The organism is Pseudomonas sp. B19(2017) (genome assembly GCF_002113165.1).
Lineage (GTDB): Bacteria > Pseudomonadota > Gammaproteobacteria > Pseudomonadales > Pseudomonadaceae > Aquipseudomonas.
Genome location: NZ_NEJR01000002.1, coordinates 185,485 through 208,479 on the forward strand (window position 1 = coordinate 185,485; position 22,995 = coordinate 208,479).

Sequence of the window (22,995 nt, forward strand, 5' to 3'; positions counted from 1 at the left end):
CTGTGGGAGCGGGCAAGCCCGCGAAGAGGCCGGCGGCTATGACACACTGCTGCCCAGCAAATGGCTCATCGCCGCCTTCAGCCTCATCGGCCGCACTGGCTTGTGCATCAAGGTGTGGCCCAGCTCGCGGATCTGTTGCTTGAGCTCGTTGCTGTAGTTGGCGGTGATCATCATCGCCGGCAAGGGCTGGGCGCGGCGGGCATTGATCCGCGCCACGGCATCGACACCATTGCAGTCGTTGTCCAGGTGGTAGTCGGCGATCAGCAGGTCGGCCTCGGCATGGTAGTTGTCCACCTGGCGCGCCAGGTCCTCCTCCGACAGCGCGGTGACTACTTGGCAGCCCCACCCCTCCAGCAGGGTGCGCATGCCGGCGCAAATCGCCGCATCGTTATCCAGCACCCATACCCGCGCCCCGCGCAGCCGTTCGAGCATCGGCTCGCTGATCGCCTGGCTCGGCTGGGCCTTGGGCGCGGTGGCACTCAGCGGCACCTCCACCGCGAATACCGAGCCTTTGCCAAGCCACGAGCGCACCCGAATCCGGTGGCCGAGGATGCCTGCGATCTTTTCCACGATCGCCAGGCCCAGGCCCAACCCACGGTCCTGGTCCGGGCGCTGCACATCGCCGCGCCTGAACTCCTGGAACATTTCTTCCAGGTGCTCCTCGGCAATACCAATTCCGCTGTCCCATACTTCGATCCGCAGACCGCCACGCAGGCGTCGACAACCCAGCACCACGCGGCCGCTGGGGGTGTAGCGAATGGCATTGGTGAGCAGGTTGCGCAGGATCCGCGCCAGCAGCTGGATGTCACTGCGCACCACGGCAGAGCAACCCACGAAATGCAGCTCCAGCCCTTCGCTGCGCGCCACCTGGGCGTATTCGGCAGCGAGGTTGTCCATCAGTTCGTGCAGGGCGAACGGGGCGACATCCGCCTTGATCACACCGGCATCAAGCTTGGAAATGTCCACCAGCGTACCTAGCAGGTTCTCCACATCCGCCAGGGAGTTGCTCACATTACGCACCAGGTGAGCACTGTTCTGCGGCTCGCGGTGCTCGAGCAAGGCACTGGTGAACAGCCGCGCCGCATTCAGCGGTTGCAGCAGGTCATGGCTGACGGCGGCAAGAAACTTGGTTTTCGACAGGTTGGCCTGCTCGGCCTCGCGCTTGGCCTCGCGCAGGCGCGATTCCACCCGGCTGCGCTCCTCGATTTCGCGCAGCAACTGCTCGTTGAGGCTGGTCAGCTCGGCGGTGCGCTCGCGTACCCGCTGCTCCAGGTGCTGATAGGCCTGGTGCAACGCCTGTGCGGTATTACGCCGTTCGGTGATGTCGCGGATCAACACGAAGATGCCCACCACTTCACCGTTGGCCAGGCGGTTCGGCACGTAGGAGCGCAGCATGTAACGTTCCTGGCCCTTGATATTGGTTTCGGCGAACTCGAAGGTTACGCTCTCCCCTGCCAGCGCCCGCGCCACGTAGGCCTCCAGGCGCTGGTAATGCTGCTCGCTGTGGGCCTCGCGCAGGCTCTGGCCCAGCATCACGCCGCGGGGCCAGCAGTACCATTCTTCATAGACCTTGTTGGTAAATTCGTAGACCAGGTCGGCATTCAGGTAGGCGATCAGCGCCGGCACATGGTCGGTGATCAGGCGAATCTGGTGCTGGTGGGCGGTCTCGGCCCGCTGCCGCGCCTCGCTGAGGAGGTGGTTGACGGCCTTGAGCTCGGCCATCGCCTGGTTCAGCGCTTCGGTACGCTCGCGCACCTGCTCGGCCAGCACCACCGAATGCTGGAACGCGGCATAAGGGTCGTTGCCCCGCGTCACGCCAGACTCGATACGCTCGATCAGCGCGCCGTTGATACGCTGCAGCTTGTGGTTATGGTGCTGCAGCCGGGCGACCTCAGCCTGCAGTTCAGCGACCGACAGGAGGCCGGTTGCGGGCAATGGCGACCCCGGTAAAGGTCTGGTTGATGTGCATGCCATTGAACTGTTCTCCGTAGGTGTTGAAACCGATCACCCGCTGCTCGCGCAGAAACGCGCCGATCGGCTCCAGGCCGTGCCGGGCTTCCAGCTCCAGCCGCCGCAGGAAGCAATCGCAGCCGATGGTCAGCAGCAGCGGGCCGAGGCGCTGCTGCAAGCCGTCGAACAACTGGTGCAGGTTGGGCAACAGCGGGCCTGGAGTCATGGCGGTAAGCACGATGCCGTTTTCCACCGCGCAGTAGAAACTCAGGCTCAGGTCCGGGTGCACTTGCTGGATCGCCCGCACGTAATACTGGTCATGGATGCGCACAGCCAGTGGATGAGCGGCGAAGACCCGATGATCGAGCTCGGCCACCGGCACGCCGATGTGCCTGGCGTATTCCTCGGCAGCAGGCTCGGCATTCAGCTCGATGACCCGGCGCTGGGCACTGTCGGCGCTGGTGACCACCAGCTTTTCCTGGCGCGGCAGGATGTGGTGGGTGGTAAACACTTCGAAGTCGAGCCAGGTATTGACCAGCACCACCACCGCCGCGCCGTGGCGGAACGCGCCGCCGTAATACACGTGGGTGCGGGTCAGGTAGTTGTCATCGCCGGCCGAACCGCCGAAATGCGGGATGTCACCCAGGGCCGCACTTAGGGCGGCGAGCACCATCTCCTCGCGGCTGGACAAGCCATCGAGCAGGGTCAGGGCAAAGCTGTGGCCCTTGATCGGCGCCAGGGTATTGCTGCGGCAGGTGCCGACCAGGCGCTCGACCATCTGCTGGGCGTCGATCAGGCTGAAGCGCTCCATTTCATCGATCAGCTCGGTGGCGATGGAAAAGTGCCGATGATCGAACCCGACTGCCGTTATGCAATTACGGCCATAGCCCTGCGGGGTGATTTCGCCGGCGCTGGTGCAGCCGACCAGGCGGATACCACCAAAACCCTGCTCCAGGGCCTCGCCCAGGGCCTGCAGGTCGTATTCGGCAGAGCAGAAGAACAGCACGAAGCCCAGGTGCGGGTGCAGCAACTGCGCCGCCAGCTCCTGGGCTGCCTGCCGGGCGTCGGTGGCCTGGGACATGGCGCTGACCACCCCGTCGTTGTGAGCCTGTTGCATCGTGGTCTCCGGCGCGGGTGGCTGAGTGATGAGTGTACGAAGGCGATCATCGAGGACGAATGCTACTTGGGTAGCGGGTGGGCGGTTCGATGGGTGTAAAAACCACCATCCGGGGCCGCCTTGCGGCCCATCGCCGGCAAGCCAGTTCCCACCTCGACCGCATCGACTTCAAGCCATGTGCAGTACCTGTGGGAGCTGGCTTGCCGGCGATGGGCTGCGCAGCAGCCCACGACCACGGTGCGATGCGCACACCGTGGCTGGAGGCAAGGTCACTACCAGGTCAACACCGCCCCCACCGCAAAGGTATCGGTGTCTTCGTTCTGGTCACTGGTTTCATGCCCATCGATGGAGAACTGGTTGTACTCGGCAACCAGCTTGAGGTTGTCGTTGACGTCATGGAACAGCGCCACGCCGCGGGTTTCGTAATCCGCACCACTGCCCACCGCGCCGTTGCCATCGTCCTTGGTCTTGCCATAGGACAGCGCCACGCGGTTCTTGCCGACCTTGTAGGAGCCCTGCAGCAGGTAGCCATCGCTGTCGACATTGCGCAAGGTCGGTTCGCCAGCGTTATTGGTGAAGAACGGGTTGATGCCCTTGGCCTGGAACCCCGAACCGGTCAGCGACAGCCCACCCATCTTCGCCTGCACACCGTAGCCGACACCTTTGGAGGTGACCGACTGCACCGCCGGGTCGGTGTTGTCGGAGGTCTGATAGCTGCCGTTGAGCCAGCTGTAGATCTGCGCCCCACCCAGGTCGAACTGGTAGGTGATCTCGCTCTCGGTACGCGGGTTCTCCTGGTAGGCCTTGCCGGTCGGGCTGCTGTCGTTGGTGTCTACCGGGTCCATGATGCCCACCGCTACCCGCAGGCCGTCCATCACTGGGGTGCGGTAGGTGATCTGCGAGGTGGGGAACGGGTACGGGTAGCCACTACCGATGTTGCCGAACGACACCCCGCCGCCATCCACCAGCCCCAGGGTGTCACTGACCTGGCCATAACCGGCCAGCAGCTCGTCGAGCAGAATGTTGGAACGGGCGAACAGCCCGAAGTCCTTGCCGATCAGCACCTCGCCCCACTCTGGGTTGGCCACGGTACCGTAGAACTGGCGCACGTCGATGGCGGTATCGGTGCCGTTGGTTTCGCTGTCGTTGATGGTCACCCAGAACGAGGCACGCGCTCCGAGCTTCAGGTCATCCACCTGCTTGCCCATGTTGAAGCCCAGGTAGTTGGGCAGAAAGCCCATCTTCACCCGGGACTGGCGGCGATCGAACTGCTCGCCCTGCCGATCAACATCGCTGTTGACGTAGAAGGCGTTGATGTAGCCGTCGGTGGAAAACGTCGTCTGGTCCTTGTCGTACAGCATGATCTCGGCCTGGGCGAGGCTGCTCAGGCAAAGGGTCGACAGGCTGACGGTAACAGCCGTCAGCAAACGTGAGGACAGGTTCTTATTGTTGTACATGGCGCGCTCCGAAACGGGGACGGGATGTCGGAGGCGATTATCAGAAGCTGGCAAACAGCCAGAAACACTGCCTTGGAAGGGCTTGGCAGGCGCTTTGGGCCGGCGCGCAGGGCGCGATGATTCAGACCCAGGACCGGGTTACGTCCAGAGGCAAGACTTCTGGCCTAACCCACAGGAGCAGGTAGGGATCAATACCGCAGGCCCCGGTCAGAGGTCCAGTGCACCCTTGAGCAACGCATTGAGCGTGCTTGCGGCGTCAGCGCGTTGCTCGTCCAGCAGACACAACGGCAGGCCTTGCCAGGCTGTTGGCGAATCGGCCAGCCCCTCGCCAATCAAGGCCAGCGGGCAAGCGATCTGCATTTGCAGCGATCGCAGGCGCCTGGCCAAGGCAGCGTCCACCGGCACCTGGACCTTGATCACCAGTGCTGCTGGCTGCATGGCCGCACACAGCATGGGGATTTCTTCCAGCGGCTGCCCGCACCCGAGTACTTCGACGCGTTGCTGCTCGTTGCTCAACAACAGCCCGGCGCACAATACCTGCAGTTCGGCTTGCCCCTCGGTGCCCACCAGCAGCACGTGCGGCGCATCGGCCTGGTTCATCTGCAGGCGCAGCAGCAGGCGGGCGCGCAAGAACATGTCAAGGAACAGCCATTGACTACGCTGCCCTGGCTCAAGGCCTGAAGCCAGGCCATGCCAGACCGGCATCAGCACCTCACACAGCACGGTGGCCTTCGGCAGGATGGTGAACAACTGCCCATGGATGGCTTCCAGCGCTTGTGTATCGAATGCCCTGGTTGCGCGCTCCACGGCGGCGCGCCAGTCGTCGAAGCCGGAGCGCTGGCGCACCGGCGCATCTGGCTGACCGGCGAGAATGTCGCCTACCTTGCTGATGGGCACGCCATTGCCGGTCCAGTGCAAGATGTCGCGTATGCGCTGGACATCCCGCGCCGTGTACAGGCGATGGCCGCCCTCGGTGCGCTGCGGGCTTATCAGTCCATGGCGCCGCTCCCAGGCCCGCAAGGTCACCGGATTGATGCCGGTCAGGCTGACCACATCGCGCATGGGTAGCAAATCGGCTGGGGTGGCGTCAGTCATGATGGGGGTTTATCTGGGGGGTGGCACATTCTAAACCCATATGCACCTTCTGCGGCGAGCCTCCTTGGTTCATCATGCAACAAACGGCGCCGAGGCCTTCTGCACGCAGGCCAGGCTGCGCACTTCGTATACGAAATGCCTGTAGGTGGGCCCCATGATCAACGCGAAACTCCTGCAACTGATGGTCGAGCATTCCAACGATGGCATCGTCGTCGCAGAGCAAGAAGGCGACGACAGCATCCTTATCTACGTCAACCCTGCCTTCGAACGCCTGACCGGCTATCGCGCCGACGAAATCCTGTATCAGGACTGCCGTTTTCTTCAGGGTAAAGATCATGACCAGGCGGCCCTCGCCAACATCCGCGAGGCAATCCGTGGAGGCCTCCCGTGCTGCCAGGTACTTCGCAATTACCGCAAGGACGGGAGCCTGTTCTGGAACGAATTATCCATCACGCCCGTGCACAACGAGGCGGATCAGTTGACGTACTACATAGGCATCCAGCGCGACGTCACAGCGCAGGTTTTCGCCGAGGAAAAGCTGCGCGAGCTAGAGGCCGAGGTAGCTGAATTGCGTCGGCAACTGGGCCAGGCGGAGCGCTGAGCAAACCTGTACAAGATCGTTGACTTGTATAGATTTACGCTTAGACTTCAGCTATACCTGTACAGCAAGCCATTTTTGTACAGGATTCCCTGGAGCCCAGCATGTCAGCGTATCTGCAGCAATTCGCCGAGCACTTCACCAGACTCGACGGGGGCAACCTCGACACCCTTGAAAAGCTGTACAGCGACGATGTGACTTTTCGGGATCCATTGCATCAGATCCAAGGGCTTCGGGCTCTGCAGGCATACCTGGCGCAGCAGTACGCCAACGCTCACGATATTCGCTATCACTTCTCCAGCATCGACGAGGTGACGCCTGGTCAAGGTTACCTGCGTTGGACCCTGCAGTTCCGCCATCCACGCCTGTCCCGTGGTCAGCAGATCAGCTTGCAGGGATGCAGTTACCTGCAATGGCATGACCGGGTGCATTTTCACCAGGACTATTTCGACGCTGCGGCCTTGCTGTACGAACATGTTCCGGTGATGGGCGGTGCGATTCGATGGCTCAAAGGCCGGATGGCATGAGCCGCTGCTGGCTGACTGGCGCAAGCAGCGGTATCGGAGCCGCACTTGCGCGTTGCCTGCTGGAACAAGGCCACCACGTTGCCTTGGGCGCACGCCATGCGGATCGTCTCGCGCCATTGGCTGAACGCTTCCCCGGGCAGGTGCTGCTGGCCACTGGCGACCTTGACGACCCTGTACAGGTAGCCGGGATGGCAACCCGTATCGAGCAGGCCTGGGGGGCGCTGGACCAGGTGATCCTCAATGCAGGCACCTGCGAATACCTGGAACCGGGCCGTTTCGACCCTGCCCTGGTCGAGCGCGTGCTGCGTACCAATTTCCTTGCTGTCAGCTACTGCCTGGCGGCGGCCTTGCCCCTGCTTCGCGCCGGTCAGCACCCTCACCTGGTGGTGATGGGCAGTTCGGTGACCTGGCTGGCCTTGCCCCGCGCCGGCGCCTATGGCGCGTCCAAGGCAGCCGTGCGCTATCTGGTGGAATCGCAGCGCATCGACCTGGCCCGCGAAGGCATCGCCGTCACCCTCGTCAGCCCAGGCTTTGTGGACACGCCATTGACCCGGCGCAACGACTTTCCCATGCCGCAGCTATGGTCGGCGCAGCGCGCAGCCAGCCATATTGCCAGACGCCTTCCCGAGCGCCCGCTGGAAATCAACTTCCCCTGGTTCTTCACCCTGGTGTTGCGCCTGCTTGGCGCACTGCCCGCACGCCTGCGCCTGGCGCTTGGGCAACGCCTCGCCCGTCATGAACAGGAAGATGATCCATGCGTATAGCAATCATTGGCAGCGGCATCGCAGGGCTGTCCTGCGCTCACCTGCTGTCACGCAGGCATGAGGTTACGGTTTTCGAAGCCGGGCAATGGATCGGGGGCCACACGCATACCCTCGACGTGATCTGGCAAGGTGAACGCCATGCGATAGATACCGGCTTCATTGTCTTCAATGACTGGACCTATCCGCACTTCATCCGCTTGCTCGAGCACTTGAAGGTGGCCTCACGGCCGACCGAAATGAGTTTCTCGGTGCATGATCCGCTCACCGGCCTGGAATACAACGGGCACGACCTGAACACCCTGTTTGCCCAGCGCCGCAACCTGCTGTCACCGGGCTTCTGGGGGATGCTACGGGATATTCTGCGTTTCAATCGTCAGGCGCTCGCCGACCTGGATAACCAGCGTATCGATACCAACGCTACCCTCGGCGCCTACCTCCAGGCGCAGCGGTATGGGCAGCGCTTCATCGATCATTACATCGTACCGATGGGGTCGGCGATCTGGTCGATGTCCCGCGCGGACATGCTCGGCTTCCCACTCGCGTTCTTTGTGCGGTTCTGTCGCAACCACGGCTTGTTGTCGGTCAACCAACGCCCACAGTGGCGTGTGGTCGAAGGGGGCTCGCGCAGCTATGTCGGTCCGCTGTGCCGGCCGTTTGCCGGGCGCATCCGCCTCAACTGCAAGGTTTACCGGGTCCGCCGCGACGAAGGTGGCGTCACCCTGATGAGCGCTGCCGGTACCGAGCGTTTCGACAATGTGGTGTTCGCCTGCCATAGCGACCAGGCCCTGGCGCTGCTGGAAGCGCCAAGCGTGCAGGAACGGGAAGTGCTCGGCGCCATCGGCTATGCCAGCAATGATGTGGTACTGCACACCGATACCCGTCTGCTACCCCGCCGCAAACGTGCATGGGCCAGCTGGAACTACCGTCTCGGCGGGCCACCGCAGGCCCCTGCCGCGCTGACCTACAACATGAACATTCTGCAAGGTATCCAGGCGCCGGTGACTTTCTGCGTGAGCCTGAACCAGACCGCACTGGTGGATCCGGCACAGGTCATCGCCCGCATCCGGTACGACCATCCGCAATACAGCCTTGCGGCGTGCGCCGCGCAGGCACGCCAGGCGCAGCTGCAGGGTCATCTCAACAGTTACTTCTGCGGCGCCTACTGGGGCAACGGCTTTCACGAAGATGGCGTAGTCAGTGCGCTGAAAGTGGCCGCGCATTTCGGAGAGCACCTGTGAACAGCAGCCTTTGCACGGGATGGGTCAGCCACCGGCGCCTGACGCCGCGGCCCCACGCGTTCCGCTACAGGATCGGCATGTTCTACCTGGACCTGGACGAGCAGGCCTGGCTGACAGGCCTGTCACGCTGGCTGTGGCGCTGGCGCCTGGCGCCGCTGAGCTGGCGCCAGGCAGATTACCTGCCAGCTCGGACCCGCCAGGGCGAGACGCTAGCCCAGGCTGCACGCTTGCTGGTGCAGAAGGCGACGGGAGACATGCCCGGAGGGCCGGTGCACCTGCTCACGCAATTGCGTTGCTGGGGGCTGTCGTTCAACCCGGTGAGCTTCTATTTCTGCCATGACCGCGACGGGCGGCTGACGGCGATCCTGCTGGAGGTGCGAAACACGCCATGGCACGAGCGCTTTCATTACGTGCTGCCGGTGCAAGAAAACCTTGCCAGGCCCTTCACCGTCGCCAAGGCCTTCCATGTGTCGCCATTCATGCCACTGCACATGGACTATCGCTTGCGCTTCACCCTGGACGCTGAACATGTACGCATCCACATGGAGAACTGGCAAGCGGATCGCAAGGTGTTCGAGGCCGACCTGGCCCTGCAGCGCCAGCCGCTGGATAAAGCCGCCGTGCACCGATACGTACTGGCCTTCCCATGGATGAGCCTGCGCACCGTCCTGGCCATCTACTGGCAGGCACTGCGCCTGTTGTTCAAACGCACGCCCATCCATGACCACACGCCCAGCCAGAGTGACCTGGCGCTCGGCCATTGCTGCGAGGACCCTGATGATGTCGAACCCCACCCTGAGCGTTAGCAAGTTCGCCGGCCTCGGGCCATTGTTCGGTGGCCTGGCACGAAACGCCGTGCTCACCCGTCTGGGCAGGCTGCGCCATGGCCACCTGCGCCTGCTCAGCCATGGGCAGCAATGGAGCTTCGGTGACGCCGACAGCCCATTGCAGGCCGAAGTGGAGATCCTTGATGACATCACCTGGAGCCTGATAGCCGGCAATGGCTCGATCGGTGCTGGCGAAGCCTACATCCACGGCTATTGGCGAAGCCCCGATCTGGCGCTGGTGACTCGCCTGTTCGTCGCAAACCTTGAGGTACTTGACGCACTCGAGGGCGGCCTGGCCCGCTTCGGCCGCCCGGCCCTGCGGTTGCAGCACAAACTCAACCGCAACAGCAGGCGCGGTGCCCGCCGCAATATTCTGGCGCACTACGATCTGGGCAATGCCCTGTTCGAGCGGCTGCTAGACCCCACCATGATGTATTCGGCAGCTCAATTCGAACACCCTGGGCAGACGCTTGAGCAAGCCCAGTTGCACAAGCTGGAGCGTATCTGCCAGAAGCTGGAACTATGCCCTGACGACCACCTGCTGGAGATCGGTTGCGGTTGGGGCAGCCTGGCGATCCATGCCGCCACCCGATATGGCTGCAGGGTCACCACAACGACGCTCTCCGAAGCGCAGTACAGTCACACCCTGCAGCGCGTTCAGGCCTTGGGGCTGGAGCAGCGCGTGAAGGTGCTTCGCGAAGACTACCGCGATCTTCAGGGCAGCTTCGACAAACTGGTCTCGATCGAGATGATCGAAGCCGTCGGACATCGTTACCTGCCGGTGTATTTCCGCCAGTGTGCCTCTTTACTCAAGCCCGACGGCCTGATGCTGTTGCAGGCAATCACGATCCGCGACCAGCGCTATGCGCAGGCGCGGCGGTCGGTCGATTTCATCCAGCGCTACATCTTCCCCGGCGGCGCCCTGCCTTCGTTGAGCGTGTTGCTGGAAACTGCCAGCCGGCACACCGCCCTCAACCTCCTGCACATGGAAGATTTCGGCCAGGACTATGCCCGCACCCTGCAGCATTGGCGAGAAAACCTGCGCCAGGCACGCACGGCATTGACTGAGCTGGGCTATGACGAGATGTTCCAGCGCCTGTGGGAGTTCTACCTGTGTTACTGCAAAGGCGGTTTCGAGGAGCGCACCATCGGTGTCGCGCATCTGCTCTGGGCAGCGCCCCAGGCACGGCGTGCACCCTTGCCTGGCAGTGCCTGATGAGCCGTCGCCAGCTGGTCGCCAATGCCCTGTGGTTACAGGCTGGCTGGTGGCTCTGCGTACTTGGCGCCGGAACCCCGCTGCTCGCGGTGCTGGTGATTGCCGGCCTGGCCATACACCTGAGCCTGTGCCCGGATCTCCACGCAGATCTAATGGCGCTGTTGCGCGTAACGCCGGTCGGGTGGGTACTGGATAGCGTGCTGGGCGCGCTGGGCGTGTTCGGCTTCGACACCTGGCCACTGCCGCTGTGGCTCGCGCTGCTGTGGCTGGTGCTGGCCAGCGGCATGCGTCACAGCCTGGCATGGGCGGGCAGGCACTGGCGGTGGGGTGCGCTGCTGGGTGCTCTTGGCGGCCCTCTGGCCTATGTAGGCGGAGCGAGGCTGGCCAATGTTGAGCTGCCCATGGGCCCACTGCAAACCGGCCTGCTACTGATGCCGATATGGGCCGTTACCCTGCCCCTGCTCGTGCGCCTCGCGGCGCGGTGCTGACTTGCGGCATCGTTCAGAGCAGTAGCGCACCTGCGCCCAGCAACGCGCCCAGCGCTTGCGCCAGTTGAACGGTAGTCCGCACACCACACAGACCTTGCTGGGCAAAAGACCCTTTTTCATATCGGCTGCGCTGCATCGAGTCGTGCCAGTAGTGCCTGCCCACGCTGCCAGATGGCATCGCGGCGCTCGGCCGACATGCCATCGAGGCTTCGATAGACCAGCGCCAGACGCGGGTTAGCCGAAAGCAGGGGGCAATGGCGAATCAGAAAATGCCAGTACAAGGCATTGAACGGGCAGGCATCCTCCCCGGTCGCCTGGCCAACCCTGTAACTGCACGCCTTGCAATGGTCGGACATGCGCTGGATGTAACGACCACTGGCGCAGTAGGGCTTGGAACCCAGGTAGCCGCCATCGGCGTACATCACCATACCCAGCGTGTTGGGCAGCTCGACCCAGTCGAAGGCATCCATGTAGACCGCCAGGTACCACTCACAGATCGCGGCTGGAGCAATACCGGCCAGCAAGGCAAAGTTGCCGGTGACCATAAGCCGCTGGATATGGTGAGCGTAGCCCAGGCGAAGGGTCTGGCCGATGGCCTGTTCCATGCAGCGCATGCGGGTGCGCCCGGTCCAGTAGAATTCCGGCAACGCTCGCTCGTTGCCCAGGTAGTTGAGCGCGGCATACTCCGGCATGCGCAGCCAATAGATGCCATGTACATATTCGCGCCAGCCGATCAGCTGGCGAATAAAACCCTCGGCTGCATTGACAGGCACCCGCCCCTCACGCCAGGCCTTGTCGACCTCATCGCACAGGCAACGTACGTCCAGAAGCCCGATGTTCAGCGCTGCGCTGATGCGCGCATGGAACAGGTACGGCTCGCCCTCGGCCATCGCGTCCTGGTAATCACCGAAAGCCGCCAGGCCGAACTCCAGAAAGTGTTGCCAGAGCTGCAGTGCCTCGGCATGGGTCACAGGGTAGTCGAAACCGTCGATGGCTCCGTAGTGGTCACTGAAGCGTTGACGTACCAGGGCAATGACCGCTGCCGTGATCTCATCCTGCTCGAAATGCGCGGCGAAGGGGCCACGTAGCTGGCGAGGCAGGGGTTTGCGATTGTCGCCATCGAGATTCCAGGTTCCACCTGCCGGGCTACCGTCAGGCTCCAGCAGCAGGCCGGTACGCTTGCGCATGCCACGGTAGAAGTGCTCCATGCGCAGTTGGCCGCGTTCCCGGGCCCAGCGCGCGAAGGCTTCGCGAGAGCAAAGAAATCGCGTGTCGCGATGCCACACAAGCGGCAGCGCAGCATTGCGCAACGCCTGCTCCAGGCGCCACTCACCGCACTCGGTCAGGTGAATGTGCGTGGCTCCCAGGGCTTTCTGCCAGCGCCGCAACTCGCCCACGATGGTACCGCTGTTGCCGTCATCGTCGAGCTGCACATAGTGCACTTGCCAACCGCGCTCACGCAGCGCCTGGGCGAAGTGCCGCATGGCACTGAAGATCAGAACGATCTTCAGCGGATGATGCGGCACGTAGCGGGCCTCCCCTTCCACCTCCGCCATCAGCAAAGCATCGCGGGCAGGATCGAGGGCTTTCAGGCTTGCCAGGTCGAACGACAGCTGGTCACCCAATACCAGGCCCAGGCGCATCGTTCAGGCTACTCCTGGCTGGTCAGCGTTACCGCTACGCAGATTCATGGCACGCCCTCCAGCAGACGCTGACGCAGTTGTTGATCCCTGGCCTGCGGATCGAGCCAGATGGCGAAGAACGCCCGGGCAAAGACCGGGTCGGCGATCGCCCGGCTGAGTTTGCCATCGACGTAGAAGCGGCAACCCTGCCCCGGCATGTACAAGCCGGTAATGCGCATCCCAGGGCGTACATCCACGAACGCCTGCTGCATTGCCCGGGTCCACGCCGCGCGCCGCTGCGGTGTCACGCTATCAGGACCCAGGCGGTACATCTCCTCGAGGCTGGCCTGTACCAGCATGTCTCTGGACAACCTTCGGTGATAGGCGAGCTCAAGGGCAAAAGGCCGGTTCCAGTCCTGAACCGGACCTGCTGCCCATAGCTGTGCGGTGTAAAGGCGCAGGCCGAACCAGGTGAACTCACCGGAGCCCAGCCGTTGTGCCGCCGGGAGCTCCGCTCGCCAGTCCGCCGCCTCGGACAGGGCTGTCAGTAGCAGGCAAAGCCAGGCCCAACGAGCAGTGCGCCCCATATTGACCTCGAGCACCCAGAAAATTGTACAACACAGGCAATTATGTACAGCTTTTAACCGAGTTGTACAATTTTTACCTGCCGACCCTGGCGCGACATGGCGGCGGAACGGGTGAAAGTGGCCGATGACCTATGTGGCACTGTCGGCGCAGATCGGGTCGATCAGCGACAATCATCTTGGCGAGTGGTACAGCTACGCGTCAGCTGAACACCCAGAGCACACGGGTGGGCTTGTCGGTGAGGTTGGCGTAACGAAAACTGGCGTGAGGTTGCAGCTGAAAACTGTCACTGGCGCGCAGCGTTACCGGCTCGCCGCCATCCAGCCAGACGGTCAGCTCGCCTTCGAGCACGAAGCAGCCCTGCTCCGAGCTGTCGTCCAGGTACTCCTCGCCACTGCTGGCGCCCGGCTCCAGGTGGCTGTCGAGCATGGAGAACGCACCCGTTATCGTCGGGGACGCCAGCACATCGGTGATGCCGCCGGCCAGGTGCAGCGTACGACGCTCGTGCGGGCGGGTAACCCAGTCGAGCTCGCGGGGCTTGTCCAGCTTGTAGAAATAGGCAGTGGAGACACCAAGCTCTTCGCTGATGGCCGTGAGGTCGGCCACGGTTGGCCGCGACACGCCCCGTTCTACCTGGGACAGAAAGCCCACCGAACGGCCGATGCGCTGGGCCAGTTCGCCCAGTGTCAGGCCCTTGAACTTGCGCAGGTCGCGAATCAGTACGGCCAGGCCTTCGATCTCTTCGTGCACTTTCATGGTTGAATCGCGACTTTCGGATGGGAAAATTGATGCCCTGAAAAGTACATGATTCATTTCACAAAGCAAGATGCTTCATGGCGATCTTGGGACTGCTTTGCATGCAGCCCTTCGCGGGCACGCCCGCTCCCACAGGGATCGCGCTTCTCCTGAAGCCGGCGCCGAACCTGTGGGAGCGGGCGTGCCCGCGAAGGGGCGCAAAGCGGCCCCAAACCATTCAACTGACTGGCGCCAGCCCCAGGGCTCGCCCCTTACCGGACAGCCTCGTACGTCAGGTCCAGGCACTTGCGGGCTTTTTCCACCAGTTCGTCGATCTCCTCGATGCTGATCACCAGCGGCGGCGCGATGATCATGGTGTCGCCCACGGCGCGCATGATCAGGCCGTTGTCGAAGCAGTGCTGGCGACAGATCATGCCGACACCTTTGCCCTCGTAGCGGGCGCGGGTGGCCTTGTCCTTCACCAGTTCGATCGCGCCGAGCATGCCCAGGCCGCGTACCTCGCCTACCAGCGGGTGGTCGGCCAGCTCGCGCAGGCGTTGTTGCAAGTAAGGAGCGGTCTTGCCGTGCACCTGCTCGATGATCTGTTCGTCACGCAGTATCCGCAGGTTCTCCAGGCCCACCGCCGCCGCAACCGGGTGGCCGGAATAGGTGAAACCGTGGTTGAAGTCGCCGCCTTCGCTGATGACTTTGGCCACTTCTTCACGCACGATCACGCCGCCCATGGGGATATAGCCGGAGGTCAGGCCCTTGGCGATGGTCATCAGGTCGGGCTTGAGGTCGTAGTAGTCGCTACCGAACCACTCGCCTGTACGGCCGAAACCGCAGATCACTTCGTCGGCGACGAACAGGATGTCGTACCTGGCCAGGATCTCCTTCACCTTCGGCCAGTAGGTCTGCGGCGGAATGATCACACCGCCGGCGCCCTGGATCGGTTCGGCGATGAAAGCAGCGACGTTGTCCACGCCAACTTCGAGGATCTTCTTCTCCAGCTGTTCGGCCGCCCACACGCCGAAGTCAGCCTCGGTCATGTTGCCGCCTTCGCCATACCAGTACGGCTGCGGGATATGCACGATATCCGGGATCAGCCCGCCCTGCTGGTGCATGCCGCTCATGCCGCCCAGGCCCGCGCCGGCCACGGTGGAGCCGTGGTAGCCGTTGATGCGGCCGATGATGACCTTCTTGTTCTTCTGGCCCTTGAGCGCCCAGTAATGGCGGACCATGCGCAGCACGGTGTCGTTGCCTTCGGACCCGGAACCGGTGAAGAACACATGGTCCATGCCTTGCGGGGCCACATCAGCGATGGCCTTGGCCAGTTCCAGCGCGGGTGGGTGCGCGGTCTGGAAGAACAGGTTGTAGTACGGCAGCTGCCTCATCTGGCGGCTGGCGACATCGGCCAGCTCATCGCGGCCATAGCCCACCGCCACGCACCACAGGCCGGCCATGCCATCGAGAATCTTGTGGCCTTCGCTGTCCCAGAGGTACACGCCCTTGGCCGAGGTGATGATGCGCGGGCCTTTCTCGGCCAGTTGTTTCACATCGCTGAACGGCGCCAGGTGGTGGTCGCGGCTCATCGCTTGCCAGGCAAGGGTCTGCGAATGCTGCTCACTCATTGACTTCACTCCATCAAATTGCGCAGCTGTGCTACGCGGGTACTTTTTTGTAATTGGGAAAGATCGCTGTCAGGCGGACTTCAACAGCATCTGGCGCAGTACCGAGCGATGCCGGCAAGCCTTGCCAAAGGACTGGAAGATGGTCAGGTAATGGGGGTTATCCATGACCTGGAACTCGGGGTGCCATTGCACGGCCAGGGCAAAGCCTTTGCCGTTCTCGACCGAAATCGCCTCCACCAGGCCGTCGGGTGCCAGCGCTTCCACCCTGAGCCCGGGGGCCAGAACATCGATGCCTTGGCCGTGGATGGAATTGACGTCGAAAATCGCCGGCAAGCCCATGCGATCAAGCAGCCCCCCTGGCTCTACATGCATGGTGTGGCGCGGGCCATACTGCTTTTCGATGGGCTCGCCTTTGCCTTCGCGGTGGTCCATGAACACGCCGGCCTCGTGGACCTTCTGGTGCAAGGTGCCGCCCAGTGCCACGTTCATTTCCTGGAAGCCACGGCAAATGCCCAGCACCGGTACACCGGCAGCGATGGCCGCGCGCATCAGCGGCAACGTGGTGGCATCACGCAGCGGGTCGTGCCGGGTGCCCTCGGCGCTGGCCTGGCCGTTGTAGTGGAACGGCTCGATATTGGACGGCGAACCGGTGAAGATCAGCCCGTCCACCACGTCGAGAATGTCGGCGCTGTCCATCAGCTCGCCAAGGCTGGGTATCACGATGGGTAAGCCACACGCTGCCTTGGCCGCCGCGCGTGCGTACTTCTCGGCGATGGTCTGGGTGGCATGCTGCTCAATCATGCTGGTGCATGCGGTAATGCCAATAACGGGCACACGTGGCATATCTTCCTCCGGCAAATCGGTATTGCGCGTGGTATTGAAACGTTGGAAAGGCGGCTGTTCGGGCAGCAGCAGCTACAGGAACCAGCGGTATTCGCGGGCATCGATGTGGCGCATGAAGTCCAGTTGCTCCTGGTATTTGTTCTCGCAATAAACCATGACGAACTCACTGCCCAGGCCTTCTTTGACCACTGGGTGGTGGCGCATGGCGGCCAGGGCGCTGAGGGCATCCTTGGGGAAGTCGATGCCGCTCTGGCGGTTGTCGTTCAGCGGGGCGATGGGCTCGATGCCACGATCCAGGCCATGCTCCATCCCGGTCAGGATGGCCGCCAGCACCAGGTACGGGTTGGCGTCGGCACCGGCAAGGCGGTGTTCGATGCGCAGGTTGCGCGGGTCGGACTCGGGGATGCGAATACACGCATCGCGGTCTTCGAAGCCCCAGCTGGCCTTGCTCGCCGCGTTGACCATGGCGCCGTAACGGCGGTAGGCATTGTGGTTGGGGGCGAAGATCGGCATGCAGTGGGGCAGCAGTTCCAGGCACCCTGCCACCGCATGGCGCAGCTTGCGCTGGTCATCGCCGGCGAGGATGTTGTTGCCAGCGTTGTCGTACAGGCTGACGTGCACATGCATGCCGCTGCCCGGTGCGTCGAGGTACGGCTTGCTCATGAAACTGGCACGGTAGCCATGCTTCATCGCGATGCCACGGGTACTGCGGCAGAACAGCGCCGACCAGTCCGCTGCGCTCAGGGGATCGTCGCTATGCGAGAAGTTGATCTCGAACTGGCCCGGGCCCAGCTCAGCGGTGATGACGTTCGCCGGCACGCCCTGCTCGTTGGCACCATCGACCATCTCGTGCAGCACCGGTGCGAACCGCGACAGCCGCTCGATGTGCATGTTCGGCTGGTCGTCCTGGTCATCGGTCGCCTTGTCGCGTGGGTACTGTGGCAGGCCGTTATCGAGCTTGCGGTCGAACAGGTAGAACTCCAGTTCGAAGGCCACCACCGGGCGAATGCCGCGCCTGGCCAGGCGCTGGATCACGCGGGCCAGCACCTCGCGGGGCTCGAACTCGATGGGCTTGGCGGTGCCGTCGGAGGTGATGAGCATCTGCGCGATCAGCTCTTTCTCCCAGCGCACGGGTTTGAGCGTCCCTGGCACCAGGCGGCGGGCAGCATCCGGGTCGCCGTCGGCAAAACAGTAGTCACCGATTGGGTAGAGGCCACCCTGGGTGCCCAGCAGTACGCAGTTCTGCGGCAATTTCAGCGGCGTGCCAGCTGCGACTTTTTCCAGCATGTCCATGGGGTAGCGCTTGCCGTAGAAGTGCCCGGGGATATCCAGCGCAATCAGGTCGACATAACGTATTTCTGGGTGCTGCGCCCGGAACGAGCGCACTTCAGTCAGCAGATCCGGAAAGACGACACTCATCTTCTTGTCCTTGTGAGGTGAACGAATTCAATTGAAAACCCAGAGCACGCGGGTGGTTTTCTCCGTCAGGTTGGCGTAACGGAACTGCGCGTGGGGGTGCAGCTGGAAGCAGTCGTTGGCCTGCAGGGTCACGGCGTCGCCATGGTCCAGCCATACCGTGAGTTCGCCTTCGAGCACGAAGCAGCCCTGCTCGGAGCGGTCGGTCAGGTACAGCTCGCCACTGCTGGCGCCTGGCTCGAGGTGGCTGTCGAGCATGGAGAACGCGCCGCCGATGGTGGGCGAAGCCAGCACATCGGTGATGCCCGACTCGAGGTACAGCGTGCGTCGCTCGTGGGGGCGCGTGACCCAGCTGATGCTGCGCGGTTTGCTCAGGTTGTAGAAATACGCGGTTGATACGCCGAGCGCTTCACTGATGGCAGTGAGGTCTGCCACGGTGGGGCGAGAAACTCCGCGTTCAACCTGGGACAGAAAGCCGACCGAGCGGTTGATGCGCTCGGCCAGTTCGCCCAGGGTCAGGTTCTTGAATTTGCGCAGGTCGTGAATAAGGATCGCGAGGGCTTCAACCTCTTCGTGCATCTTCATCGTTTGAAACTGCCGTGAAATTTTTAGAGTTATTTTTCATGAAAAATTACATGAAAAATTTCACGAGTCAAGCCAAACCCGAAAATGGGAAGCCGCGCATGGGGATGTGGGGGGTAACGAGTAGCGAAGAGGCGTAACGGGAAAAGGACCTTGAAGCCCTCAGGATGCGAGGGCCTGCGAACGCTGCCGTACCGGCATCTCGTAGCGGTGCGGTTGCTGCCAGGCCAGCTGTGCCTGGACATCAGTCGCGGCATCCATCACCTTCTGCGCCCAGTTCTCATCCTTGGGGCACACCACCACCACGCGAAAACCGTGGTCGACGCCTTCAAGCCGCACGCCTTCGGAATCATCGACATGCAAGTCGATATCGAAGGCCGACGGCAACTTGGAGGGCGCATTCTCAAGCCCGTTCACGGCCAGGATATGCTGGTGCCGGTCACTGTTGACCACGCCATCGACACGGATACCGTAGAGCATCAGCCAACGGCGGATGTAGGACGGCGTGCGCCCCGACGAGGTGTAGATCCAGATGCTGCAACCCTGGCGGCGCAGGTCGCGGATCAGCGAGCGCGTGCCACTGCGCAGGGGTTCACCCAACCAGCGGTGGACGAACGCCGGCAGCTTGCTGTCCTCGGCTGCGGCGTGGTCGGCCTGGCAGGCAAGCGTGTCGTCGATATCGAACGAAATGCGTACCTGCGGGCGATTGAACGTGCGCTCGATGGCTTGCCGCCCGCGCTGGAGCAGTGAAGGCGTTGGCATCAGCGGCACCTCTCGCGCGCCGGCACCGATGTGCAGCCCAGGAAGAACTTGCCGGGCTCCGGCGCCTTCGCTTCAAGGAAGGCTGCGTACTTTTTCTTGATCTTGGGTAGTTCGTACAAGGCCTTGACACCATGCTTGGCGGAGTTGCGTATGACCGAGGACGGGTTGAAGTAACCCTCGGCGTTGTCCAGCGACAGCACGAAGGGCGGTAGCCCCGCGCGCATCAGCAAGTAGCTGACAATGAGCGACCCCGTGCGGTTGTTGCCTTCGATGAACAGCTGCGGCTTGCTGAGAATGCGAACGTAGACACCTGCCGCGCGCTTCCAGATCGAGTCGCTGCCATACGAGCAGTACCAGTTGTAGAGGTCCTTGATGCCGCCCTCCACATTATTGAAAAAGTGCGCCTCGGTCGCCGCCAGGTGCGGGGCAAACTCCAGCCTGCGCGCCGGGTCGTTGCCGCACAGCACGGTGGCATTGATCTCCAGCATAAGGTTCAGTTGCTGAAGGTCGAAAAGGTCGACGCCCCGGGCGACATAGTCGTCAATCAGGGCATAGCCTTCAACCACATTCAGCAGCACCTCGTCGGTAAACGGATCCCGCGGTTCGGTGAAGTGCTGGCTGAGTTCGGCAAAGCGGGCCTGCACCTCACGCAGTGCGCGCTCTACCGCTGGCAGATCAAGACGACACGTCGCTCGCATTGGAAATCCCTGGTAACACTTGACGGAAGGTAATGCGGCCGGGTGTTGCTGCCTTCCTGGCTGCAACACCCGGCCACCTTGGCGCATGAGGCCTCAGCTGAATTTGCCGCTGATGTAGTCGGCGGTCAGCTGCTCACGCGGGTTCTGGAAAATCTGCGTGGTCGGGCCCATCTCGACCAGGTAACCGGTACGGGTGCCCTTGGAGATGTCGACCGAGAAGAACGCGGTGGTGTCGGCCACACGAATAGCCTGCTGCATGTTGTGGGTCACCAGGGCGATGGTGTAGTCCTTCTTCAACTCGACCATCAGCTCTTCTACCCGGCGGGTGGCAATCGGGTCGAGCGCCGAGCAGGGTTCGTCCAGCAGCAGCACTTCCGGCTCGGTAGCAATGGCGCGGGCAATGCACAGACGCTGCTGCTGGCCTCCGGACAGGGCCAGGCCGCTGACCTTGAGCTTGTCCTTCACTTCGTCCCACAGCGCGGCGCCCTGCAGGGCGTGCTTGACGCGGTCGCCGATGTCGCCCTTGTACCGGTTCAGGCGCAGGCCGAAGGCGACATTGTCGAAGATGCTCATCGAGAACGGGTTGGGCTGCTGGAACACCATGCCGATGTAGCGGCGTACCACCACAGGGTCAACGCCCTTGCCATAGACATCCTGGCCCAGGAAGTGCACATGGCCTTCGAAGCGGAAGCCCTTCACCAGGTCGTTCATGCGGTTCAAGCTACGCAGCACGGTACTCTTGCCGCAGCCGGACGGTCCGATGAAACCGGTGATCTCGTTTTTCCTGATCGGCACATGGCTGTCGCGAACGGCCATGAAATTGCCGTAGAAGATCTTGTCCAGCTTGCAGTCCATGACGATGGGGGCTTCGCTGACCATGGGAGCGGCTTTTGGCGCAGTGGAAACGTTCAAGGTCGGATGCTCCCTTTCTCAATACTTGGGCTTGCCGAATACTCGGCTCAGAATGTTGATTACCAGCACGATCATCACCAATACCAGCGAGGCCGCCCAGGCGAGCTCGAGCTGGTTGTCGAACGGCATGCCGGAGAAGTTGTAGATCAGTACGGCAAGCGAGGCCGTCGGGTTCATGACCGCGAGGTCGCCGTCATGCAGGATCCAGTAGTTGCTGAACAGCGCGGTGAACAGCAGCGGCGCGGTCTCGCCGGCGGCACGGGCCACGGCCAGCATCACGCCGGTCAGGATGGCCGGCAGGCCGGTGGGCAGGACGATTTTCCAGATCACCTGGGCACGGGTGCAGCCCATGCCGTAGGCGGCATCCTTCATGATCTTGGGCACCATCTTCATCGACTCTTCAGCGGTCAGCACGACGATGGGCAGCATCAGTACCGCCAAGGCCACACCACCTGCCGGTGCGGAGTAGGTGCCGGTAGTCATCACCACCAGGGCGTAGGCAAATACGCCGGCCAGGATCGACGGCAGGCCGGTGAGCATCTTGGCGGCGAAGCGCGCGGCGTTGGCCAGCTTGCTGTCCGGCCCGAGTTCGGCCAGGAACACCGCGGCCAGGATACCGACCGGCACAGCGATGGCCGCGGCAATGCCGACCATGACGAAGGTGCCGGCCATGGCGTTGCCGAAGCCCCCGCCCATCTCGAAACCGGTGGGTGGCAGCTCGGTGAACACCTCCAGGTTGAGCCGCGCACCGCCACGGGTGATCAGCATGTACAGCACGGAAATCAGCGGCACGCTGGCCACCAATGCCGCGAACCAGGCCAGCGTGGTCAATACCAGGCTGCGCAACGAACGGCCTTCCAGCTTGCGCTGCAGGCTGGGCAAAGCGTTTGCAGGGGTGCTGAGGTTGGTCATTATTTGTTACCCCGCTGGGCGTAGAGCATGATCATCGAACCGAGCACGTTCACCAACAGGGTGATGAACATCAGTACCAGTGCGGCATACATCAGCACCTCGACCTCGTTCGGGCCGGCCTCCGGGAAGTTCAGGGCCAGCAAGGCCGCCAGCGTGTTGGCCGGAGCGAACAAGGACAGGGAAATGGTGTTGGCATTGCCCACCAGCATGGCCAGCGCCATGGTTTCACCCAGCGCACGGCCCAGGCCGAGCACCAGCGAACCGAAGATGCCGGTGGCTGCCGATGGCACCATTACCTTGAGGATGGCTTCCCAGTGGGTGGCGCCCAGGCCGTAGGCGGCCTGCTTGGTCTTCATCGGCACGCTGGTCAAGGCATCCTGCGAAACGGCAGCGATGGTCGGCAGAATCATGATCGCCAGTACCAGCGCGGCAGGCAGCAGCCCGGGCCCGCTCAGCGAAGTGCCGAAAAAGGGAATCCAGCCCAGCTCGCTGTTCAGCCAGGTGGTCAGCGGGCGAATGGCCGGGATGACCACATAGATCCCCCACAGGCCGTAAACGACGCTGGGGATGGCAGCGAGCAGCTCGACGATGGTGCGAAACACCGACGCCAGCCTGGCCGGGAGAAAGTCCTGGGTCAGGAAAATGGCCATGCTGATGCCGAAGAAACCGGCTATCAACAGGGCGATCAGGGCGCTGTAAAGCGTGCCCCAGATCGCTGGCAGAATACCGTACTTGCCTTGGTTGACGTCCCAGACACTGCCGAACAGCACGTCAAAGCCATGCTTCTCGATACCAGGCAGTGCCTTGCGGCCCACTTCGTAGACCAGCGCGAAGACCAGCGCCAGCACCAGCACCACACCGATACGTGCAAGCGCACGGAAGGTGCGATCGACCAGGAAGTCTTTCGCGGACGGTGGCTGGCACGCGGAGTCGGGATTGGCCGGGATGGCAAAAGGTGTGTTCATTGGCAAGTTCCGGGACAGAGGGCAAACACACCCGGCATGGCCAAGGCCATACCGG

At 62.7% G+C, this 22,995-nt stretch carries 24 protein-coding genes; 7 read left to right on the forward strand and 17 right to left on the reverse strand.

The genetic code is table 11. From position 1 onward, the window contains the following. Positions 1-36 precede the first annotated feature (36 nt). The 4 genes from CAF70_RS03890 to CAF70_RS03905 form a co-directional block, all read right to left on the reverse strand. Positions 37-1,935 (reverse strand): NahK/ErcS family hybrid sensor histidine kinase/response regulator, encoded by a 1,899-nt coding sequence (locus CAF70_RS03890; protein ID WP_085622320.1) that lies wholly within the window; start codon positions 1,933-1,935, stop codon positions 37-39. Then, positions 1,904-3,067 (reverse strand): nitric oxide-sensing protein NosP, encoded by a 1,164-nt coding sequence (nosP, locus tag CAF70_RS03895; RefSeq protein WP_085622318.1) that lies wholly within the window; start codon positions 3,065-3,067, stop codon positions 1,904-1,906. Before nosP ends, CAF70_RS03890 begins: the two co-directional genes overlap by 32 nt. Before the next feature lie 272 nt (positions 3,068-3,339). Then, positions 3,340-4,524, reverse strand: coding sequence for a porin (locus tag CAF70_RS03900; protein WP_085622316.1), 1,185 nt, complete (start codon positions 4,522-4,524; stop codon positions 3,340-3,342). A gap of 207 nt (positions 4,525-4,731) precedes the next feature. Then, positions 4,732-5,619, reverse strand: a complete 888-nt coding sequence (locus CAF70_RS03905) for a MerR family transcriptional regulator (RefSeq protein ID WP_085622314.1) — start codon at positions 5,617-5,619, stop codon at positions 4,732-4,734. Between the two features lie 154 nt (positions 5,620-5,773). Between CAF70_RS03905 and CAF70_RS03910 the strand changes: the two genes are divergently transcribed. From CAF70_RS03910 to CAF70_RS03940, 7 genes are all read left to right on the forward strand, one after another. Beyond that, positions 5,774-6,220, forward strand: a complete 447-nt coding sequence (locus CAF70_RS03910; protein ID WP_085622312.1) for a PAS domain S-box protein — start codon at positions 5,774-5,776, stop codon at positions 6,218-6,220. Between the two features lie 101 nt (positions 6,221-6,321). Continuing rightward, positions 6,322-6,744 carry a nuclear transport factor 2 family protein gene (locus CAF70_RS03915; RefSeq protein ID WP_085622310.1) on the forward strand — a complete coding sequence of 141 codons (423 nt, stop codon included), beginning with the start codon at positions 6,322-6,324 and terminating at the stop codon, positions 6,742-6,744. Next, positions 6,741-7,508: an SDR family oxidoreductase gene (locus tag CAF70_RS03920; protein ID WP_085622308.1), complete on the forward strand. Its 768-nt coding sequence runs from the start codon at positions 6,741-6,743 to the stop codon at positions 7,506-7,508. The genes CAF70_RS03915 and CAF70_RS03920 overlap by 4 nt, the downstream gene beginning before the upstream one ends. Then, a complete protein-coding gene (locus tag CAF70_RS03925) occupies positions 7,499-8,746 on the forward strand; it encodes an NAD(P)/FAD-dependent oxidoreductase (RefSeq protein ID WP_085622306.1) in 1,248 nt (415 codons plus the stop codon). The genes CAF70_RS03920 and CAF70_RS03925 overlap by 10 nt, the downstream gene beginning before the upstream one ends. Then, positions 8,743-9,552 (forward strand): DUF1365 domain-containing protein, encoded by an 810-nt coding sequence (locus tag CAF70_RS03930; protein WP_085622303.1) that lies wholly within the window; start codon positions 8,743-8,745, stop codon positions 9,550-9,552. Before CAF70_RS03925 ends, CAF70_RS03930 begins: the two co-directional genes overlap by 4 nt. Further along, positions 9,527-10,789 carry a cyclopropane-fatty-acyl-phospholipid synthase family protein gene (locus CAF70_RS03935; RefSeq protein ID WP_085622301.1) on the forward strand — a complete coding sequence of 421 codons (1,263 nt, stop codon included), beginning with the start codon at positions 9,527-9,529 and terminating at the stop codon, positions 10,787-10,789. Before CAF70_RS03930 ends, CAF70_RS03935 begins: the two co-directional genes overlap by 26 nt. Then, entirely contained in the window at positions 10,789-11,277 is a 489-nt protein-coding gene (locus tag CAF70_RS03940; RefSeq protein WP_085622299.1) for a DUF2878 domain-containing protein, read from the forward strand. Before CAF70_RS03935 ends, CAF70_RS03940 begins: the two co-directional genes overlap by 1 nt. Here the strand turns inward: CAF70_RS03940 and CAF70_RS03945 are convergent. The 13 genes from CAF70_RS03945 to pstC form a co-directional block, all read right to left on the reverse strand. After that, positions 11,215-11,397 (reverse strand): DUF2256 domain-containing protein, encoded by a 183-nt coding sequence (locus CAF70_RS03945; protein ID WP_085622297.1) that lies wholly within the window; start codon positions 11,395-11,397, stop codon positions 11,215-11,217. The genes CAF70_RS03940 and CAF70_RS03945 overlap by 63 nt on opposite strands. Continuing rightward, the gene (locus CAF70_RS03950; RefSeq protein WP_085622295.1) at positions 11,394-12,920 is read right to left on the reverse strand and encodes a cryptochrome/photolyase family protein; all 1,527 of its coding nucleotides are present in this window, start codon (positions 12,918-12,920) and stop codon (positions 11,394-11,396) included. Before CAF70_RS03950 ends, CAF70_RS03945 begins: the two co-directional genes overlap by 4 nt. A 44-nt stretch (positions 12,921-12,964) precedes the next feature. After that, on the reverse strand, positions 12,965-13,486 hold the full coding sequence (locus tag CAF70_RS03955) for a chalcone isomerase family protein (protein ID WP_085622293.1): 522 nt from the start codon (positions 13,484-13,486) through the stop codon (positions 12,965-12,967). 199 nt (positions 13,487-13,685) lie between these two features. Further along, entirely contained in the window at positions 13,686-14,240 is a 555-nt protein-coding gene (locus CAF70_RS03960) for a helix-turn-helix domain-containing protein (protein ID WP_063913578.1), read from the reverse strand. 251 nt (positions 14,241-14,491) lie between these two features. Further along, on the reverse strand, positions 14,492-15,850 hold the full coding sequence (locus CAF70_RS03965; protein WP_085622291.1) for an aspartate aminotransferase family protein: 1,359 nt from the start codon (positions 15,848-15,850) through the stop codon (positions 14,492-14,494). Between the two features lie 69 nt (positions 15,851-15,919). Further along, entirely contained in the window at positions 15,920-16,693 is a 774-nt protein-coding gene (locus tag CAF70_RS03970; RefSeq protein ID WP_085622289.1) for a gamma-glutamyl-gamma-aminobutyrate hydrolase family protein, read from the reverse strand. 72 nt (positions 16,694-16,765) lie between these two features. Continuing rightward, positions 16,766-18,112: a glutamine synthetase family protein gene (locus CAF70_RS03975; RefSeq protein ID WP_085622287.1), complete on the reverse strand. Its 1,347-nt coding sequence runs from the start codon at positions 18,110-18,112 to the stop codon at positions 16,766-16,768. Positions 18,113-18,139: 27 nt separating this feature from the next. Continuing rightward, on the reverse strand, positions 18,140-18,694 hold the full coding sequence (locus CAF70_RS03980) for a helix-turn-helix domain-containing protein (RefSeq protein WP_085622286.1): 555 nt from the start codon (positions 18,692-18,694) through the stop codon (positions 18,140-18,142). A gap of 159 nt (positions 18,695-18,853) precedes the next feature. Next, a complete protein-coding gene (locus CAF70_RS03985; RefSeq protein ID WP_085622284.1) occupies positions 18,854-19,453 on the reverse strand; it encodes a hypothetical protein in 600 nt (199 codons plus the stop codon). Further along, positions 19,453-20,151 (reverse strand): hypothetical protein, encoded by a 699-nt coding sequence (locus CAF70_RS03990; protein ID WP_085622282.1) that lies wholly within the window; start codon positions 20,149-20,151, stop codon positions 19,453-19,455. Before CAF70_RS03990 ends, CAF70_RS03985 begins: the two co-directional genes overlap by 1 nt. A 93-nt stretch (positions 20,152-20,244) precedes the next feature. After that, a complete protein-coding gene (pstB, locus tag CAF70_RS03995) occupies positions 20,245-21,006 on the reverse strand; it encodes a phosphate ABC transporter ATP-binding protein PstB (protein ID WP_031324478.1) in 762 nt (253 codons plus the stop codon). Between the two features lie 75 nt (positions 21,007-21,081). After that, positions 21,082-21,975, reverse strand: coding sequence for a phosphate ABC transporter permease PstA (gene pstA / locus CAF70_RS04000; protein ID WP_085622277.1), 894 nt, complete (start codon positions 21,973-21,975; stop codon positions 21,082-21,084). Next, the gene (pstC, locus tag CAF70_RS04005; protein WP_063913585.1) at positions 21,975-22,940 is read right to left on the reverse strand and encodes a phosphate ABC transporter permease subunit PstC; all 966 of its coding nucleotides are present in this window, start codon (positions 22,938-22,940) and stop codon (positions 21,975-21,977) included. Before pstC ends, pstA begins: the two co-directional genes overlap by 1 nt. Positions 22,941-22,995 lie beyond the last annotated feature (55 nt).

What these genes read in the sequence shown, in the direction of transcription:
- CAF70_RS03920 (WP_085622308.1), top strand. Translation starts at nt 6,741, where the DNA reads ATGAGCCGCTGCTGGCTGACTGGCGCAAGCAGCGGTATCGGAGCCGCA.
- CAF70_RS03950 (WP_085622295.1), bottom strand. Translation starts at nt 12,920, where the DNA reads ATGCGCCTGGGCCTGGTATTGGGTGACCAGCTGTCGTTCGACCTGGCA.
- CAF70_RS03900 (WP_085622316.1), bottom strand. Translation starts at nt 4,524, where the DNA reads ATGTACAACAATAAGAACCTGTCCTCACGTTTGCTGACGGCTGTTACC.
- CAF70_RS03985 (WP_085622284.1), bottom strand. Translation starts at nt 19,453, where the DNA reads ATGCCAACGCCTTCACTGCTCCAGCGCGGGCGGCAAGCCATCGAGCGC.
- CAF70_RS03935 (WP_085622301.1), top strand. Translation starts at nt 9,527, where the DNA reads ATGTCGAACCCCACCCTGAGCGTTAGCAAGTTCGCCGGCCTCGGGCCA.
- pstA (WP_085622277.1), bottom strand. Translation starts at nt 21,975, where the DNA reads ATGACCAACCTCAGCACCCCTGCAAACGCTTTGCCCAGCCTGCAGCGC.
- CAF70_RS03990 (WP_085622282.1), bottom strand. Translation starts at nt 20,151, where the DNA reads ATGCGAGCGACGTGTCGTCTTGATCTGCCAGCGGTAGAGCGCGCACTG.
- CAF70_RS03940 (WP_085622299.1), top strand. Translation starts at nt 10,789, where the DNA reads ATGAGCCGTCGCCAGCTGGTCGCCAATGCCCTGTGGTTACAGGCTGGC.
- pstC (WP_063913585.1), bottom strand. Translation starts at nt 22,940, where the DNA reads ATGAACACACCTTTTGCCATCCCGGCCAATCCCGACTCCGCGTGCCAG.
- pstB (WP_031324478.1), bottom strand. Translation starts at nt 21,006, where the DNA reads ATGGACTGCAAGCTGGACAAGATCTTCTACGGCAATTTCATGGCCGTT.
- CAF70_RS03925 (WP_085622306.1), top strand. Translation starts at nt 7,499, where the DNA reads ATGCGTATAGCAATCATTGGCAGCGGCATCGCAGGGCTGTCCTGCGCT.
- CAF70_RS03955 (WP_085622293.1), bottom strand. Translation starts at nt 13,486, where the DNA reads ATGGGGCGCACTGCTCGTTGGGCCTGGCTTTGCCTGCTACTGACAGCC.
- CAF70_RS03905 (WP_085622314.1), bottom strand. Translation starts at nt 5,619, where the DNA reads ATGACTGACGCCACCCCAGCCGATTTGCTACCCATGCGCGATGTGGTC.
- CAF70_RS03965 (WP_085622291.1), bottom strand. Translation starts at nt 15,850, where the DNA reads ATGAGTGAGCAGCATTCGCAGACCCTTGCCTGGCAAGCGATGAGCCGC.
- CAF70_RS03960 (WP_063913578.1), bottom strand. Translation starts at nt 14,240, where the DNA reads ATGAAAGTGCACGAAGAGATCGAAGGCCTGGCCGTACTGATTCGCGAC.
- CAF70_RS03980 (WP_085622286.1), bottom strand. Translation starts at nt 18,694, where the DNA reads ATGAAGATGCACGAAGAGGTTGAAGCCCTCGCGATCCTTATTCACGAC.
- CAF70_RS03915 (WP_085622310.1), top strand. Translation starts at nt 6,322, where the DNA reads ATGTCAGCGTATCTGCAGCAATTCGCCGAGCACTTCACCAGACTCGAC.
- CAF70_RS03975 (WP_085622287.1), bottom strand. Translation starts at nt 18,112, where the DNA reads ATGAGTGTCGTCTTTCCGGATCTGCTGACTGAAGTGCGCTCGTTCCGG.
- nosP (WP_085622318.1), bottom strand. Translation starts at nt 3,067, where the DNA reads ATGCAACAGGCTCACAACGACGGGGTGGTCAGCGCCATGTCCCAGGCC.
- CAF70_RS03910 (WP_085622312.1), top strand. Translation starts at nt 5,774, where the DNA reads ATGATCAACGCGAAACTCCTGCAACTGATGGTCGAGCATTCCAACGAT.
- CAF70_RS03970 (WP_085622289.1), bottom strand. Translation starts at nt 16,693, where the DNA reads ATGCCACGTGTGCCCGTTATTGGCATTACCGCATGCACCAGCATGATT.
- CAF70_RS03945 (WP_085622297.1), bottom strand. Translation starts at nt 11,397, where the DNA reads ATGAAAAAGGGTCTTTTGCCCAGCAAGGTCTGTGTGGTGTGCGGACTA.